This window comes from Achromobacter sp. Root170 (assembly GCF_001428165.1).
Taxonomy (GTDB): Bacteria; Pseudomonadota; Gammaproteobacteria; order Burkholderiales; family Burkholderiaceae_B; genus Achromobacter; species Achromobacter mucicolens.
The window spans coordinates 521,969-538,472 of sequence record NZ_LMHN01000015.1 but is presented as its reverse complement, the minus strand read 5'-3'; the positions used below and the strand labels follow the sequence as shown (position 1 = coordinate 538,472).

Genomic DNA, 16,504 nt, shown 5'->3' with positions numbered 1-16,504 from the left:
TGCTGCGCCGCGTGCCGCTTACGATTTCTGGCCGGCGGCCTTGTCCTGCGGGGCCGGCTCGGCCGGCTTGGCGCCGGGCTGCGGGGCGGGTTCGGCCGGTTTGGCGCCGGGCTGCGTGCCAGGTTCGGCGGGCTTGGCGCCAGGCTGCGCGGCGGGCGCGCCGCCCTGCGCGGGCGTGCCGTTCCGGTTCCATTGGCTGACCTGCACCGGCGCACCGGGGCGGATCTTCTGGAAGCCTTCGACCACGACCACGTCGCCTGCCTTCAGGCCGCTGGTGACCAGCCAGTTGTTTTCGTACGCGCCGCCAGTGGTGACCGGCGCCTGCGCGATCTTGTTGTCGCGCACCAGCATCAGGCTCTGCTTGCCGTCGGCCGTGCGCTGCAGCGCCTGCTGGGGAACCAGCAGGGCGACATCGTCAAAGCCCTGCTCCAGGCGGACCCGCACATACATGCCGGGCAGCAGGATGCCATCGGGATTGGGGACCTCGGCGCGCAGGTTCACCTGGCCGGTGCTGGGATCCACCGTGATGCCGGTGAACAGCAGCTTGCCGGGATGTTCGTATTCGGAGCCGTCTTCAAGCACGACGGTGGCGCGGGCGGCGTCCTTGCCCACTTGCTGCAGACGGCCGCTGGCAAAGGCGCGGCGCAGGGCGGCCAGATCGGCGGTGGACTGCGTGAAGTCGACGTAGATGGGATCGAGCTGCTGCACCGTGGCCATCTGTGTGGCGGACGTGGATTCGACCAGCGCGCCCTCGGTGACCAGCGGCTTGCCGATGCGGCCGGTGATCGGCGAGGTGACGTCCGTGTAGCTCAGGTTGATGGCGGCGTTGTCCTGCGCGGCCTTCGCGGCGGCCACGGTGGCGTCGGCCTGGCGGAAGGACGCGACGGCGTTGTCGTATTCCTGCTTGCTGACGGCGTTGGCCTTGACCAGCGGCGCGTAGCGGTCGGCCAGGAGCTTGGCGCTGAACAGGTTGGCCTGCGCCTGCTTCAACTGCGCCGTCGCCTGATCGTAGGCGGCCTTGTAGGGCGCCGGATCGATCTTGAACAGCAGCTGGTTTTCCTTGACGTCGCCGCCCTGCTCGAAGGTGATGCGCTGCACGATGCCGGTGACGCGGGCGCGAATCTGCGCGTCGCGCACGGCATCCACGCGGCCCGGCAATTCCGAGACGATGGGCGCGCGCTGCGGCTGCACCGTGACCACGCTGACCTGGGGCATGCCGGGATTCATCTGGGGTCTTTCCCCGCATCCGGCCAATATCAGCGCGAGGACGCCACCGGAAACAGCCAGACCCGAAATTCGTTTAGGCGAAAACCGCATTGAAACCCCCGCGTAGCGTAATGAAGCGCGTCGTGAAATCGCGTCAGGTACCGCAGCAATTCGAACGTGCCGAAGAGCAGCGATCAAATCATGACCAAGCGTCACCAACGACACGTGAATAGCCCAGTAATGTAACTCAGATATTGGGGAAATCACGTACTTTGGGGGGTCCGGGGGAACTTTCAGGCGCAATTGCGCAACAGTTATTTGCTGTTGGCGAGCTCTCGGAGATTGCCCAGGAACGCATAGCCGACGCCATGCACCGTGTGCAGGGGCAGGCGCGCACCCGCTTGGCGGACCTTGGTGCGCAGCCTGCAGATCGCGACATTGAGCGACCGCATGTTCATGCCGCCGCGCAGGTGTTTCACTTCATCGCGGACCAATTCGCGCTGCGGATTCCTGACCAGGCACGCGAAGCAGGCGCGCTCGAGTTCGGTGAGGTCCAAGCGCGCGCCGTTGGGCAATTGCAGCGTCCAGCCCCAGTAGAGCAGGCTCCACCACCCGTCCACGGGGTCTTGGGGCAGGCCCGGCGCCCAGCCGGCGGGCGGTTGCGTCCGCGCGGGGCTGCATGGAGGGCTGCATGCGGGGTTGCTAGCGGACGTACGCGCGGGCTTGCGCGTGCCGGGCTTGGCAAGGAAGGGAGCGGGCACAGGAGCATTCAAGGCGGATCTCCACCAGGATGGCCGCCGGCATGCAAGGGGCGGCCCGTCCCGGAACAAGGTTGCGGAATGTCCTTGAAGGCTACCTGCACGGCGCGGATTTCAGCCCGTCGCCGCGCATCTATCAGACCAATCCGACCTGCACACCCCGCAAACGACGGTAAGCCGCCGCTGCGCTACGAATGATGGGTCCCGTTGCGATGGATATCGTGCGTGACAAAGCAGCTGTCCTGCGTGGGCCGGGCCAGGATGCCGGGTTTTTCCAGCGTATGGCGGATGTCCGCCAGGCCCGACTCCCAGTGCTCACGCATGGCTTCGGTGCCGAACTCGTAATCCTTGGAGTAGCGCTCGCGGTGCTTGGCTTCGTAGATGAGGTTGACGATGTTGGTGGCCGGCGTGTGCGAAAGCTTGCGGATGTCCGCCAGGTCGGGCGCGCTGCGTTCGCTTTCCGGCAGGCGTTCCAAGAGGCGCTGCAAGCCGTGCCGCAGTTTCAGGACGCGCCGCAGCTGGTCGGTGACCAACCGGGTGCGGCTGGAATACTGGATGTCCTTTTGCCGCTCGGCCACCTCTTCCAGCGACGTCGGCAGCGGGCCGCGCGCGGGCCACAGGTCGACCTGGAACGCCAGCGTGTCACGCATGTTGTCCGTGGTCAGCACCTGCGCAAGCGGCGTGTTGGAGACGATGCCGCCGTCCCAGTAATGCTCGCCATCGATCTCCACCGACGGAAACCCGGGCGGCAAGGCGCCCGAGGCCATGATGTGCTCGGGCCGCAGGGTGTCGTGCAGGCTGTCGAAATACGCAAAATTGCCCGACCGCACATTGACGGCGCCGAAGCTCGCCCGCACCGCCCCGCTGTTGAGCAGGTCGAAATCCACGAACTGGCGCAGGGTGGCGGCCAGCGGCGTCGTGTCGTAGAAGCTGGTGGAGGCGGCGCCGCGCCCGCGCACCAGGTAAGGCGGCGGAAAGCGCGGCTTGAAAAAGCCCGGCTGGCCGGTCATCAGGGCTTGCAGCGCGGAGACCTGTCCGTTCATGGCGGGCGAGCCAAACCCGAACGGCACCCCTTCGAACATGCCGTCCAAGGTATCGCCCCACGGCAGCGCGGCAAAGCCCGTGGGCCGGCAGATGCTTTCCCAGAAGCCGCGCAGGCGCTCGACGCGCTCGTCTTCCGGGGACCCGGCGATGATGGCCGCGTTGATCGAACCGATGGAAATGCCGGAAATCCAGTTGGGCCGGATGCCGGCTTCGTGCAGGCCCTGGTACACCCCTGCCTGGTACGAACCCAACGCCCCGCCCCCTTGCAGCACGAGCGCGACGGTGTCGTAGGGCGGCGTGTCGCCGGTGTCTTCGGCCAGGGCCTTGCGGCTTGCAGTCATGCGGCGTCCTCTAGCGCTTGGTCTTGTCCGGCACCTGCGGCGTCCCGATGCCGGCCCGGAACGGATACTTCGCGAAGATCTCCGCCACCACCTTGTCGACGTTCTGCTGGGAACCGGCGCTGCCGGGATTCTGGACTTCGCCGACAGCGACGCCCTCCCAGACCAGTTGCCGCCGCCGCGCATCGACCAGGTCGACGCTGAGCGTGCCCTCGGTGTATTGATAGACGTCGTCGCCCCAACCGTAGCCGGGCCAGCCGCCATAGAAGCCGGTGCGATAACCGTAATACGGCCCCATGGGCGCGAAGCCGGGCGTGACTTCGGTCTGCTGCTGGAGCTTGGCGCCAAAGTTCAACAACAGGTCGGGATTGGTGGCGCTGTAGGTATACCCGCGCATTTCCATCTGGCCGCGCGCCGCGCTCTTCAGGCGTTCAGTCAGCAGCGTGTTGTAGCCGGCCTTGTCCGTACCCAGCGGAGACATGTAGCCGAAGGTCTGATACTGCGCAAAATTGGCCTGGTGGTCATAGTCGCTCTTGACCGTGGGACCGGAGGCGCAGGCCGCCAGCAATGCCGTCATGGAACCCGCCGTCAGCATTTTCAACGCTTTCATGTGGATCTCTCCGTGAGTTCAAGGCGACAACATAGTGCCGCGAAGCCACCAAAGTTTCAACAGAATCTCATTCGCAACCGCCAAACATCCGCCCGGAATCGTCGCGGCCGCATTGCGCCCCGCGCCCGGTCCGTTACACTTCCCGTCGCTCCCGGCCACTCCTACCGACACGCGCATGCTTGAACTCGACGGCTCCATTTGGTTTCGCTCCGGCGCCCAGACCTGGGGCGGCAAGAACCGCATCGACCTCCTGGCGCAGATCGACGCCACCGGATCGATCACGGCGGCGGCACGCGCCGTGGGCATGAGCTACAAGGGGGCCTGGGACGCCATCGACGCCATGAACAACCTGGCCGGTGAACCGCTGGTGCTGCGCGCGGCCGGCGGCAAGGGCGGCGGCGGCACGCAGCTTACCGATCGGGCGCGCGGCCTGATCGCGACCTTCCGGGCGCTTGAAGTCGAACACCGCAAGTTTATGGACAACCTGACGCGCGCGGGGCTGGATGCCAGCGGCGACATCGACCTGATGAGGCGATTCATGCTCAAGACCAGCGCCCGCAATAAATTCCTGGGGACCGTCATCGAGATCCGCGCGGGCGCCGTCAACGACGAAGTGCTCCTGCGTATTGCCGGCGGTCATACCGTTACGGCCACGATCACGCGTGAAAGCACCAAAGAACTGGGCCTGGCTCCCGGCAAGGAAGCCATCGCACTGGTCAAGGCGTCGTCGGTCATCGTTGGCGCGCCGGGCCCGGGCCTGCGCCTGTCGGCGCGCAACCAGTTGCAGGGGCGCATCGCCGACCTGCGGCCGGGCGCCGTCAACAGCGAGATCCTGATCGCCATGGACGGCGGCACGACGCTGGCCGCCATCGTCACCAACGAAAGCGCGGCCGATCTGAAACTGGACGTTGGCGCCGAAGCCGTGGCGATTTTCAAGGCGTCCAGCGTGATCCTCGGCGTGCTCGACTGACGCGCAGCCGCCCGTGCAGGCGGCGGCCGCCCCGGCGCACTAGAGCCCGACGTTCTCGTCGTGGCGCCCCACCCTGCCCTCGCGCACTTCAAAGACCTCGTCGGCCAGCGCCTCGACGTCCGCGGGATCGTGCGTGATCAGCAGCATCGGCACATCCAGCTGGCGTTGCAGCGCGTCCAGCTCTTGCCGCATCTTGCCGCGCAGTTGCGAGTCCAGCGCGGAGAACGGTTCGTCCAGCAGCAGGATGTCGGGCTGCAGCATCAGGGCCCGCGCCAGGGCGACGCGCTGCTTTTGCCCGCCGGAAATTTCGTGGGGGTAGCTGCCGACGATGGCGCCCAGCTCGAACGCGTCGACCCAGCGCCGGGCCTCGCGCGTGACCTCGCGCCGGGGCGGATTCAACCATCCGCGGCGCAGGCCGAAGGCGATGTTCTGCGCCACGGTCAGGTGGGGAAACAGCGCATAGTCCTGGAACAGGTAGGCCACGCGGCGGGTCCGCGCGGGCAGGCAGATGCTTGTCTGGCTGTCGAACAGCACCCGTCCGTTGACCTCGATGCGCCCTGCATCCGGGCGCAGCAGTCCGGCCACCGCCCGCAGGGTCAGGCTTTTCCCCGCGCCGGACGGGCCGAACAGCGCGATGCGCTTGGCGGCCGACTTGAATTGCACGTCGAGTTCGAACTTCCGATCGCGCGACACCATGTGCTTGCGCACGGAAAGGTCGATGCTCATCGCCCGCCTCCGTTGCGCTGGCCGGCGCCAATGGGCACCAGCTTGCCGGCGGCCAGCAGCACGACGATGCAGGTCACGGACGTGACCAGCACCAGCATGTTGGCGGTGGCGTCGTCGCCGGCCTGCACGGCTTCGTAGATGGCGACCGACAAGGTCTGCGTGCGGCCCGGCAGGTTACCCGCGATCATCAGCGTGGCGCCGAACTCGCCCAGCGCCCGCGCAAAGGCCAGCAGCACGCCCGCGGCGATCCCGCGCGCGGCCAGCGGCAAGGTGACGCGAAAGAACACGCCCGCCTCGCCCACGCCCAGCACGCGCGCCGCGTTTTCAAGCTGGCCATCCACGCTTTCGAAGGCGGCGCGGGCCGACTTGAACACCAGCGGAAAAGCCACCACGGACGCCGCGACCACGGCGCCCTGCCACGTGAATACGAGCTCGATGCCCCAGCCCGCGAGCGTTTCGCCGATGATGCCGCGCCGGCCCAGCAGCACCAGCAGGTAGTAGCCCAACACGGTCGGCGGCAGCACCAGCGGCAAGGTCAGGATGGCGTCAAGCAGGTCGCGGCCCGGCCAGCGCCAGCGGGATAGGCAATACGCCGCGGCCGTGCCGGCCACGGTCGCCAATAGCGTCGCCCAGCCTGCCACTTTCAACGAAAGCAGCAGCGGGACCCAGACCGGATCACTCATCGATATTCACTACGATTGAACGGACACTCAGGGCTTTTGGAATCCATAGCGCGACAGTATCGCCTGCCCGGCCGGCGACAGCACGTACTTGACGAAGCTTTCGGCTTCCTTGGCGGCGGCCTCGCGCGTGGTCAGCGCAATCGGATAGGTCACGGGCGTCTGCGATGGCACGCGCACGGCCACGTTGACCTTGCCCGGCATGACGGCCGCGTCGGTGGCGAACACAAAGCCCGCGTCGACTTCGCCGCGCGCCACGTAATCCAGGCTCTGGCGCACGTTCTGCGCCAGCACGCTCTTGGCCTGCACGGCATCCCACAGGCCCTGGGCCTGGAGTGCAGCCTGCGTATAGCGGCCCACCGGCACCGAGGACGGATTGCCGTAGGCAATGCGCTTGATCTCGGGACGCTCCAGGTCCTTGAGCGTCTTGATGCCGGCCTTGCTGTCGGTCGGAACGATCAGCACGATCTCATTGGCGGCAAAATCGACGCGCGAGGCGGGCTTGACGGCCTTTTCCTCGACCGCCTTGTCCATGGCCTTTTGGTCGGCTGACGCAAACACGTCGGCGGGCGCGCCCTTCACGATTTGCTGAAGCAGCACATCGGAGGCGCCGAAATTCAGGATCACCTTGGTGCCGGGATGTTCCTTTTCAAAGCCTTGCGCGACGTCCTTGAATGCGTTGGTCAGGCTGGCGGCGGCCGACACCACCAGTTCACCCGCGCTGGCATTGGCGCCCCACGCGGCGGCGAGCGCCAGGGTCAGCGCGATGAGCGGGCGTTTGTGAAGCATGTCCTTCTCCTGTGGAAACCAACGATTCGGCACCGAAATATATCCAGGTATATAACGCTCGTCAATTTTGGCCCAGGCCGCATTTATGAAATATCAAGGAATAATCCAGGCCAGCCTGAAGGGCTGCCTTCTAGCCGCGGGCAACCGTCGTGACGTCGACGGATTCGGGCGCCAGGGCGGCGCGCAGGAAATCGAGCGCGTCTTCGGGCCGGGCGGCCCCGCACATGAAAATGTCCAGGGCCGCGAAGCGGTGCTCGGGCCAGGAATGGATGCTGATGTGGGATTCGCTGAGCAGGATGACGCCGGTGACCCCCGCCCCTTCCCCGAAATGATGGAAATGCGCGCTCAGCACCTGCGCGCCGGCCGCGTGGGCTGCGGCGGTCATCTGGCGTTGCAGCGCCTGCGCGTCGGTCAGCAGACTGGGCGCCACGCCGCGAAAGTCGGCCAGCACGTGGCGGCCGGGTGTTGCGTGGACGGTCACTTGTGGGATCCGCCCGATGACCAGCCCGATCCGCCCGAATAGCTGCTGCCCCAGCTGCTGCTACTGCTGCCGCCGGCCAGGCGCGTGCCCGGCGCACTGGCGCTGGTGGTGGCCAGCACGACCACCACCGCGTAGATGGCATACAACAACTTGCCTTTCATCTATTCGTCCTCGCCCATCAGCGTGTCGGCCAGGAGGGCCGGAAGCCAGAGAAACACCATCCCGATCAGCACCGGAATGAAGCGGCCGTCGAAGATGTTGCCGAAGTTCAGGAACAGCATCGCGATCAGCGCGCCCTTGGCCCACTTGCGGTAGCCCCCGGCGGCCTTGCCGGACGACATGCGCATGGCCTTCTGGCGGTTGAGTTCCGGCCGGTCGAACCACTGCGCCAGCTGCGCCGGCGACACCGGCGCCGACGCCGACCAGCCCAGTTCCTTGTCGCCCAGTTCTCGGGTCAGCTTCAGCGTGCCGACCTTGTAATCGGTGATCTGCGTGCTGTCGCCCACCTTCACGCGCCAGTTGAAGGCGCCCAGCGCCATTTCCACGCGCGAGGTGTAGTCGTACAGTTTTTTGTATTCGCGGTTGCGCCAGCGCACGCTGGAGGCGTTGTTATGGCTGGGCCAGGTGTCGCAGACCTGCACGCGTTCCCAGCCTTCGTCCGACTCCACCAGCCACACAAACCCCTTGGCGGCGTTGAACAGCAGGTACTCGGTCCAGCTGGACGGCTCTTCGGGGTCGGGATCGGCGCATTTCATGAGGCCGATCAGCGTGAAGTCCACGCCTTCCATCTTGGCGACCGATCCCAGCGGGAGCGTGGCGCGGATTTTCTCGACGCGCCGCGCCTTTTCGATGACCTCGGCGGTAGGACCGGAACAATCGACGGCCGCCGCGCATGACGGGCAAACCACATTCGTGGCCATGGCAGCCACAAACGAGATCGGCGCGCCGCAGTTGGGGCAGTCCAGCGCCTTGATCTGGCCGCGAAAGCGCCCCGCCGTCTCCTCGACCTGCTCCGCGGTGCGCAGCGAGCCCGCCTGCATGGCGGACAAATCGAACGCTTTGCCGATGTAGAGCTCGGGCTGCGGACCGTCGGAATAGTCGAGCGTGAGAAAGGCGTCCAGGCTCCGGTAGTCGGCCACCTTGGCCTGCCAGCCGTCACCCGGCACGAAGGGCAGCTCGCCCTGGGCGCCGCCGGCCTGGCTCACGCGCACGTCCGCCGCCACGAAGCGCTGGCCATCCAGCTTGAATTCGTCGCCGGGCGAAATGGTGTCGAACGCCGGCATTTCCTGGGCGGTCTTGGCCTTGCGCCGCCGCGTGACGGCGTACTGGCCGGACGCGTCCGACAGCCAGCCGTCCGTGCCGTCCTCGAACCACAGGTACCACTCGTTCCAGAAGCCCTCGTCAAAGCGCATCTGGATGCGGCCGATGACGTCAAAGCGCTTGCCGTCGTGCGCGCCCGCTGCGCCCAGGCACAGCGGCGAATAGTCCTCCAGGACCTCCGCCGCCTCGCCGATGCGCTTGACCGACTCGGCATCCTTGAGCAAGGTGCTGCGGCAGGCGCCGCAGACCGCCATGACGGAGGCTGCGGACGTGAACTTGACTGGGGCGCCGCACTGCGGACACAGAACCTGCTGCATGGCGCCTTAACTGGTGAGTTTCTTCAGCACTTCGGCCTTGGCCGAATCGTAATCCGCCGCCGTGATGAGGCCCTTGTCCAGCAGGTCTTTCAATTGCTGCAGGCGCTGGACCGGATCGGCCTGCGCGGGTTGGGCCGGCTGCTGCGCCTGCTGCGTGGCGGGTTGCTGCGGGGGTTGCTGCGGCTGGCCTTGCGCCGCGCCCAGGCCCTGCGCCATCGTCTGGCCAAGCGCCGCGCCCGCGGCCAGGCCCGCGCCGATGCCCGCGATGCCGCCCTCGTTCTGGGCCGCCAGCGGGATCGACGTCGCGGTCTGATACTGCGTGAATTTGCCCAGGTCGCCGGCCATGCCCATCGAGATCCGGGTGTCCAGCGCCTTTTGCAGTTCTTCGGGCAGCGATACGTTCTCGACCGTGAAGTTGTCCAGCTTGACGCCATAGCGGTCGAACACGGGCGCCAGCTGCTCGGCGATGCTCTGCGACATCAGCCCCTGGTTGCCGGCGATATCCAGGAACGGCACCTTGGAACTACCCAGGGCGGTCGTCATGGCGGCCACGACCATGTTGCGCAGCTGCGCCTCCAGGTCGTCCACCGTGTATACGTCGCGCGTGCCGCTGATTTCGCGATAGAACTTGCCGGGATCGGAGATCTGGTACGAATACACGCCGAACGCGCGCAGGCGCACCATGCCGAATTCGCTGTCGCGCAGCGTGACCGGCTGGGCCGTGCCCCAGCGCCGGCCCAGTTGCAGGCGCGTGCTGAAGAAGATGACATCCGACTTGAAGGGCGACTCGAACAGCTTGTCCCAGTTCTTCAGGTAGGTCAGGATCGGCAGGGTCTGCGTCGTCAGCTTGTACATGCCGGGGCCGAACACGTCGGCCACCTTGCCTTCGTTGACGAACACCGCCATCTGCGATTCCCGCACGGTCAGGCTGGCGCCGTACTGGATTTCGAAATCCTGCATCGGATGGCGCCAGGCGAGCACGCCGTCGCGATCCTCGTTCCATTGCAGGATGTCGATGAACTGCTTGCGAATGAATGAACCGAGACTCATGGAAAGTCCTCCTGTCAGATCGGGGATTGCGCGCCGCGCTCAGGTCAGGCAGGCGGCGTTGACGATGCCGGCCGCCAGCGAGATCGCGCCGATCAGGCCGCCCATGGCGATGTTGTTTTCCGCGATGGCGTCGGTCATGCCCTTTATGGCCTTGGACACGACGGCATACACGACGATCTGCACGATCATCGCCGCCACGCCCCACACCACAAACATGACGAAGCTGGCATGGACCGCGATGCTGGAACACAGGGTCAGGCTGAAACCGACCAGCGCGCCGCCATAGGAGAGGGCGGCGGCAATGTTGCCCTCGCGGATGAGGTCGAATTCCTTGTAGTGCGTGACGGCGGTGTAGACCGCCGTGAAAATGCCCAGCATGATGAGCGCTGAAACGATGTAGATCAGATAGGTCACCGCCGGATGCATTGCTTCTCCCATTGCCAGCCTCCCAATTGCGCGCAGTATATACGTCGCGTTCGATATACTGCGAACGCATTTTTTGGCTCGGACACCCTATGCGCGACCGCGTTCTCATTCTTTCAGTACTGATCGTCGCGTCCTGCGGCTTGGGCTACGAGCTCATCAGCAGCGCGCTCGCCAGCTATTTGCTTGGGGATTCGATCCTCCAGTTCTCGTCGGTGATCGGCTGCTATCTCTTCGCCATGGGCATCGGTTCGTGGTTGTCAAAATATGTAAGAGACGAAGACGTTCTGAATCGCTTCATCGACGTCGAGCTGCTGGTGGCGCTGCTGGGCGGCGTCTCGGCCGCGGTGCTGTTCCTGGTGTTCGCGTGGCTGTCCGCGCCCTTTCGCGCGGCCCTGTATGTGGGCGTCTTCATCATCGGATTGATGGTGGGCATGGAAATCCCGCTGGTGATGCGCGTGTTCAACCAGCGCAAGGCGGAATTCCGTGAAATCGTCAGCCGCGTTTTGACCTTTGACTACCTGGGCGCGCTGGCGGTGTCGCTGGTGTTTCCGTTGCTGCTCGCGCCCAAGCTGGGGTTGCTGCGCACCAGCTTTCTTTTTGGCATCCTGAACGCCAGCGTGGCGCTGTGGACCACCTGGCTGTTCCGTGCCGAAGTCAGCCGGCCCGGCGAGAAGGCCGTGCGCGCGGGTGTGGTGATCGGCATCCTGGGGCTGGGGTTCGTCTACTCCGGCAGCATGACCGCCTGGGCCGAAAAAGGCCTGTACGGCGACGACGTGATCCATGCGGAGACCACGCAGTACCAGCGCCTGGCGGTGACGCGCTGGCACGACGACCTGCGCCTGTACATCAACGGCAACCTGCAGTTCTCGTCGCGCGACGAACACCGCTATCACGAATCGCTGGTGCATCCGGGCCTGCAGGCGCTGCCCTGGGCGCGCAACGTGCTGGTGCTGGGCGGCGGCGACGGCCTGGCCGTGCGCGAGATCCTCAAGTACAAACACGTCGAGCACGTCACGCTGGTGGACCTGGACCCGGCCATGACGAACCTGTTTTCGCGTTCCGAGCCGCTGGTCAAGCTGAACGAAGGTTCGCTCAAGGACCCGCGCGTCACCGTCATCAATGACGACGCCGGCCGCTGGCTGGAATCCCACGCGCAGGTGTACGACTTCATCGTGGTGGACTTTCCCGATCCGTCCAACTTCGGCCTGGGCCGGCTGTATTCCGTGCCGGTCTACCACCTGATGGCGCGGCATCTGGCCGAAAACGGCTACATGGTCGTGCAGTCCACCTCGCCCTACTTTGCCCCGCGCTCTTTCTGGAGCGTGGACGCGACGCTCAAGGAAGCCGGCCTGAACACCTGGCCGTATCACACCTACGTGCCGTCGTTCGGCGACTGGGGCTTCATCCTGGCCAGCAAGCGCCGCGACTACGCGCCGCCCGAGAAGATCACGGTGGCCACGCGCTACCTGGACCCCGTCACCGTGCGCGAGCTCTTTCATTTTCCCGCCGACATGCCGGCGCTGGCCATGCCGCCGAACCGCCTGAACGAACAATCGCTCGTGCGGTATTTCGACGAGGACTGGCGCAAGGTCATCCGCTGATGCGCCGGCGCAGCTTCCTCCTGGGCGCTGCCACGGCCGCCGCCGCAGGCTCGGTCGGTTACTGGCGATCGCGCGTCGTCGAGACGACGCCCGACGTGCACTACCCGGGCATGCAGGCCGGCCACGCGTTGCGCGACAAGGCGGCCCTGCCGCATCCGTCGGGCACCCGGCAGCACCAGGTCGCCATTCTGGGCGCTGGCGTCGCCGGCCTGTCCTGCGCCTGGAAGCTGGCGCGCGAGGGCTTCACCGATTTCGTCGTGGTGCAGGGCCCCGAATTCGCGGGCAATGCCGCGGCGGGCCAGCGCGATGGTCTGGACTACCCGCTGGGCGCGCATTACCTGCCCCTGCCGTCGCTGGCTTCGACCCACGTGCGCGAGATGCTGGCCGACTTCGGCATCCTTGAACACGGCGCGGGCGACGCCCGCCCCTACTACGACGAAGCGGTTCTCGTGCATTCGCCGCAGGAAAGACTGCTGCGCAACGGGCGCTGGGAAGAAGGCCTGTTGCCCATGACGGGCGTGCCGGACGCGGACGCCGCGCAGCACCGGCGCTTTCTGGCGCTGATCGATCACCTGCGCACGCAGGTTGGCAACGACGGCCGCAAGGTGTTCTGCATCCCGCTGGAACTGTCCTCGCGCGATCCGGCCTGGCGCGCGCTGGATGGCCTGACGTTCAAGGCGTGGCTGACGCAAGAGGGCTATACCTCTCCCGCGCTGCACTGGTACCTGAACTACTGCTGCCGCGACGACTACGGCGCGCGGCACGACGAGGTGTCGGCGTGGGCCGGCCTGCACTACTTTGCCAGCCGCGACGGCCATGCCGCCAACGCCGGCGAAGGCGCCGTGCTGACGTGGCCCGGCGGGCTGGCCGTGCTGGCCGACCGCATGCGGGACGCCATCACCAAGCAGCTCGGCCACACCGGCTGGCTGCTGCAAGGCACGGCGATGCGCATCGACGAACTGCCCGCCGGCCCGCGCGTCCTGTGCGTGAAGGACTCGCCGGACGGCGCCGCCAGCGCCTATGCCGTGCAGACGCGCCGCACGGTGTGCGCCATGCCGCTTTTCGTCGCGCAGCGCCTGCTGCCCGACCTGCAGGCGTACGGCTACGACCCGGCCGTGCACACCGCGCCGCACGCGGCCTGGATGGTGTCGAACTTCGTCATGGACGGCTACCCGCTCGAAGCGCCCGGCGAGCCCCTGTCGTGGGACAACGTCGTCTACCAAGGCCAGGCGCTGGGTTATGTCGTGTCCACGCACCAGCTGCTGCGCGTGGCGCGCACGCCGCGCAGCGTGTTCACGGCGTATCACGCGCTAAGCGGCCAGACGCCGCAAGCGGCGCGCGACTGGCTCACGCGCGCCAGCCCGCAGGATCTGCGCGACATCGCTGCGGCGGATCTGGTTGCGGCGTACGGCAAGGAATTCTGGCGCAACGCCCGCCAGCTTGAAATCACGGTGCGCGGCCACGCGATGGCCACGCCGGTCTGCGGCTACCTGTCCAATCCGGGCCTGGCCGCGCTGCGCGCGGTGGATGGCCCGGTGCTGTTCGCGCACGCCGACCTGTCAGGGTATTCGGTCTTCGAAGAGGCCTCATGGTGGGGCGTCAAGGCGGCAGGGCGTATCCTGGGCCACCACGAACAAGGATGAAAATCGACATGGGCAATCACGTCATCGTGCTGGGCGCGGGCATCGTCGGCGTCTGCTGCGCGCTGGAACTGCGCCGGCGCGGCATGACGGTCCTGCTCGTCGACCGCCAGGAACCGGGCATGGAAACGTCGCTGGGCAACGCCGGCGTGCTGGCCCGCAGTTCCTTGATGCCCTTCAATCATCCGGGGCTGTGGAAGCAACTGCCCCGCCTCTTGAAGAACGACACCATCCAGTTCCGCTACCGCTGGCCGTATCTGGCGGCGAACCTGGGCTGGGCGGCGCGCTTTCTGATGAGCGCGCGGCCGGCCGTCTTCCAGGAAACCGCGCGGGCGCTGGACGGCCTGATCCGGCTATCCGCGCCCGAGCACCTGAAGCTGCTGGACCAAAGCGGCGCGCGCCACCGGCTGCGCGACACCGGATGGATCTTCCTGTACCGCTCGGCGCAGGCGTGGCAGGCCGGCGCGCTGGCGCGCCGCACATTCGCGCAGTATGACGTGCCCACGCAGGAACTGGACCCCGCGGCACTGGCCGAAGCCGAACCCGCGCTGTCGCCGATCTTTCACCGCGCGTTGTGGATCCAGGGATCGTATTCAGTGGACGATCCGCACGAGGTCGTGGCCGCCTACGCCGATCTCTACCGGCGCGAAGGCGGCCAATTCCGCCGGCTGGACGCCCGCAGCATCCGCCGCGATGGCGCGTCCTGGATCGTGAACGGGGCGACGGCGTCCGAATCCCTGTCGGCCGGCCGGCTCGTGGTGGCGCTGGGTCCGTGGTCCAAGGCGCTCTTGAAGACCACCGGCATCGACCTGCCAATGGCGTTTGAACGCGGCTATCACATGCACTACAGCGGCCGCGAAGGCGCGCGCGTGACGCGACCCGTGTACGACACAGGCGGCGGCTACGTGCTGTCGCCGATGGCGCGCGGGCTGCGCCTGTCCACGGGCGTGGAGCTGGACGCCTGCGACGCGCCCGCGCGTCCGGATCAGCTTGCGCTGGCCGAACAGCGCGCGCGCGAGGCCTTCCCGTTGGGCGACCGGCTGGATGCGGCCGCCTGGCTGGGCCGCCGCCCCACCCTGCCAGACAGCCGCCCGATGATCGGCGAGGCGCCGCGTCATCCCGGCCTGTGGCTGGCGCTGGGACACCAGCACATCGGATTCAGCACTGCGCCGGGCACCGCGAAGATTCTGGCCGACCAGATGCTGGACGGCAGCGCCGCGGCGCGCCATCCGGCTTTCCGGCCCGGCCGCTTCATCTAGCGTTTACGCCACCTGTGCCACGTCCCAGCCGTCAAATAGCGCGCCGTACTCGTCGGCCAGGTCATTGAAGGCGTCGCAGCGCCGGAAGAGCTTGTCCGCGGGCAGGATCTCGACCATGCTCACGCACATCGTCCAGCCGCCGTCTTCGTCGTCGGCCTGTTCGAGGCTTTCCAATTGGTACTTGCTGTCGGCGATCTTGCGGAAGATCAGTTCCAGCGCGTGTTCCTGCGAGGCCATGAAGCAGTAGCTCCATTTCAAGCGGCCGAACGTATCCCAACCGTTCTGCGCCATCTTGCTGTACATGCCGTCAATCGACGCCTGGCTGACTTCCATCGCTGCTGCTCTGCTTATCGTTTTTCAAGAGGCGGCGATGGTAGCAGAGGTCCGGCCCTGTGCTGGGCAAAAGTCCGGGAAAAAGTCCGGGAAAAAGTCCGGGCAGAAATTCGGGGCGAAAAAAAACGCGGTCCTTGCAGACCGCGTTTTCTTTTCGACATCAGCCCAGCAACAGGGCGTCGTCCGACAGCTTCTCGCCTCGCACCCGCTCGAACATGGCAAGCAGGTCCGGCACGTCCATGCCGCGGCGTTCGTCGCCGGACACGTCCAGCACCACCTGGCCCTGGTGCAGCATGACCGTGCGGTCGCCGACGTCCAGCGCCTGGCGCATGCTGTGCGTGACCATCATGGTGGTGAGCTTGTTTTCGGCCACGATGCGCGCCGTCAGTTGCAGCACGAAGTCCGCGGTGCGCGGGTCGAGCGCGGCGGTGTGCTCGTCCAGCAGCAGGATGCGCGACGGTTGCAGCGCCGCCATCAACAGACTGACCGCCTGACGCTGGCCGCCGGACAACAGGCCGATGCGGTCGGTCAGGCGGTTTTCCAGGCCCAGCCCCAGTGTGGCCAGACGCTCGCGAAAGCCGGCCTTCATCGAGGCCTTCACGGCGCGGCTGTAGCCGCGCGATGCGCCGCGCATCTGCGCCAGCGCCATGTTTTCCTCGATGGTCAGGTCTTCGCAGGTGCCCGCCATGGGATCCTGGAACACGCGGGCCACGCTGCCGGCGCGCGCCCACACGGGCTGGCGCGTCACGTCCACGCCATTGATGTCGATGCGGCCGGAATCGACCGGCAGGTCGCCCGACACGGCGTTCAGGAACGTGGACTTGCCCGCGCCGTTGGAACCGATCACGGTCACGAACTGGCCCGACGGGATTTCCAGCGTCAGGCCGCGCAGGGCGCGGGTCTCGATGGGCGTTCCCGCGTTGAAGGTGATTTTCAGGTCTTTTGCGGACAACATA

18 protein-coding genes are annotated in these 16,504 nt (G+C 66.5%); 4 read left to right on the top strand and 14 right to left on the bottom strand.

Annotation, left to right across the window (positions count from 1 at the left end; all coding sequences use genetic code 11):
* Window positions 1-18: 18 nt before the first annotated feature.
* From ASD87_RS16825 to ASD87_RS16810, 4 genes are all read right to left on the bottom strand, one after another.
* Window positions 19-1,317 carry an efflux RND transporter periplasmic adaptor subunit gene (locus tag ASD87_RS16825; protein WP_056323888.1) on the bottom strand — a complete coding sequence of 433 codons (1,299 nt, stop codon included), beginning with the start codon at window positions 1,315-1,317 and terminating at the stop codon, window positions 19-21.
* Between the two features lie 203 nt (window positions 1,318-1,520).
* Entirely contained in the window at window positions 1,521-1,979 is a 459-nt protein-coding gene (locus ASD87_RS16820) for a winged helix-turn-helix domain-containing protein (protein WP_369818549.1), read from the bottom strand.
* A 173-nt stretch (window positions 1,980-2,152) separates the two neighbouring features.
* Window positions 2,153-3,349, bottom strand: coding sequence for a patatin-like phospholipase family protein (locus ASD87_RS16815; RefSeq protein WP_056323886.1), 1,197 nt, complete (start codon window positions 3,347-3,349; stop codon window positions 2,153-2,155).
* A 10-nt stretch (window positions 3,350-3,359) separates the two neighbouring features.
* Window positions 3,360-3,956: a DUF4136 domain-containing protein gene (locus ASD87_RS16810; RefSeq protein WP_082586321.1), complete on the bottom strand. Its 597-nt coding sequence runs from the start codon at window positions 3,954-3,956 to the stop codon at window positions 3,360-3,362.
* Window positions 3,957-4,131: 175 nt separating this feature from the next.
* On the opposite strand from ASD87_RS16810, the gene ASD87_RS16805 reads away from it, so the two are divergent.
* Window positions 4,132-4,926, top strand: coding sequence for a TOBE domain-containing protein (locus tag ASD87_RS16805; protein WP_056323883.1), 795 nt, complete (start codon window positions 4,132-4,134; stop codon window positions 4,924-4,926).
* A 39-nt stretch (window positions 4,927-4,965) separates the two neighbouring features.
* Here the strand turns inward: ASD87_RS16805 and ASD87_RS16800 are convergent, their stop codons facing one another.
* The 8 genes from ASD87_RS16800 to ASD87_RS16770 form a co-directional block, all read right to left on the bottom strand.
* Window positions 4,966-5,652, bottom strand: a complete 687-nt coding sequence (locus ASD87_RS16800; RefSeq protein WP_056323880.1) for an ATP-binding cassette domain-containing protein — start codon at window positions 5,650-5,652, stop codon at window positions 4,966-4,968.
* Complete coding sequence (modB, locus tag ASD87_RS16795; protein ID WP_056323878.1) at window positions 5,649-6,335, bottom strand: molybdate ABC transporter permease subunit; 687 nt, start codon at window positions 6,333-6,335, stop codon at window positions 5,649-5,651. Before modB ends, ASD87_RS16800 begins: the two co-directional genes overlap by 4 nt.
* 27 nt (window positions 6,336-6,362) lie before the next feature.
* Window positions 6,363-7,121 carry a molybdate ABC transporter substrate-binding protein gene (modA, locus tag ASD87_RS16790; RefSeq protein ID WP_056323877.1) on the bottom strand — a complete coding sequence of 253 codons (759 nt, stop codon included), beginning with the start codon at window positions 7,119-7,121 and terminating at the stop codon, window positions 6,363-6,365.
* 130 nt (window positions 7,122-7,251) lie between these two features.
* Window positions 7,252-7,602, bottom strand: coding sequence for an adenosylmethionine decarboxylase (gene speD / locus ASD87_RS16785; RefSeq protein ID WP_056323874.1), 351 nt, complete (start codon window positions 7,600-7,602; stop codon window positions 7,252-7,254).
* Window positions 7,599-7,763 carry a hypothetical protein gene (locus tag ASD87_RS27205; RefSeq protein WP_172802197.1) on the bottom strand — a complete coding sequence of 55 codons (165 nt, stop codon included), beginning with the start codon at window positions 7,761-7,763 and terminating at the stop codon, window positions 7,599-7,601. Before ASD87_RS27205 ends, speD begins: the two co-directional genes overlap by 4 nt.
* Entirely contained in the window at window positions 7,764-9,239 is a 1,476-nt protein-coding gene (locus ASD87_RS16780; RefSeq protein ID WP_056323871.1) for a DUF4178 domain-containing protein, read from the bottom strand.
* Between the two features lie 6 nt (window positions 9,240-9,245).
* A complete protein-coding gene (locus ASD87_RS16775) occupies window positions 9,246-10,289 on the bottom strand; it encodes an SPFH domain-containing protein (protein WP_056323867.1) in 1,044 nt (347 codons plus the stop codon).
* Window positions 10,290-10,328: 39 nt separating this feature from the next.
* A complete protein-coding gene (locus ASD87_RS16770) occupies window positions 10,329-10,715 on the bottom strand; it encodes a DUF350 domain-containing protein (protein ID WP_056323864.1) in 387 nt (128 codons plus the stop codon).
* A gap of 89 nt (window positions 10,716-10,804) precedes the next feature.
* On the opposite strand from ASD87_RS16770, the gene ASD87_RS16765 reads away from it, so the two are divergent.
* The 3 genes from ASD87_RS16765 to ASD87_RS16755 are packed head-to-tail and all read left to right on the top strand — an operon-like array spanning window position 10,805 to window position 15,215.
* The gene (locus ASD87_RS16765) at window positions 10,805-12,316 is read left to right on the top strand and encodes a polyamine aminopropyltransferase (protein ID WP_056323860.1); all 1,512 of its coding nucleotides are present in this window, start codon (window positions 10,805-10,807) and stop codon (window positions 12,314-12,316) included.
* Window positions 12,316-13,959, top strand: coding sequence for an NAD(P)-binding protein (locus ASD87_RS16760; protein WP_056323858.1), 1,644 nt, complete (start codon window positions 12,316-12,318; stop codon window positions 13,957-13,959). Before ASD87_RS16765 ends, ASD87_RS16760 begins: the two co-directional genes overlap by 1 nt.
* Before the next feature lie 8 nt (window positions 13,960-13,967).
* A complete protein-coding gene (locus ASD87_RS16755; protein WP_056324616.1) occupies window positions 13,968-15,215 on the top strand; it encodes an FAD-binding oxidoreductase in 1,248 nt (415 codons plus the stop codon).
* A gap of 3 nt (window positions 15,216-15,218) precedes the next feature.
* Here the strand turns inward: ASD87_RS16755 and ASD87_RS16750 are convergent, their stop codons facing one another.
* Together ASD87_RS16750 and ASD87_RS16745 are read right to left on the bottom strand one after the other, a co-directional pair.
* On the bottom strand, window positions 15,219-15,548 hold the full coding sequence (locus tag ASD87_RS16750) for a ribonuclease E inhibitor RraB (RefSeq protein ID WP_056323855.1): 330 nt from the start codon (window positions 15,546-15,548) through the stop codon (window positions 15,219-15,221).
* A gap of 160 nt (window positions 15,549-15,708) precedes the next feature.
* Window positions 15,709-16,503, bottom strand: a complete 795-nt coding sequence (locus ASD87_RS16745; RefSeq protein WP_056323852.1) for an ABC transporter ATP-binding protein — start codon at window positions 16,501-16,503, stop codon at window positions 15,709-15,711.
* Window position 16,504 lies beyond the last annotated feature (1 nt).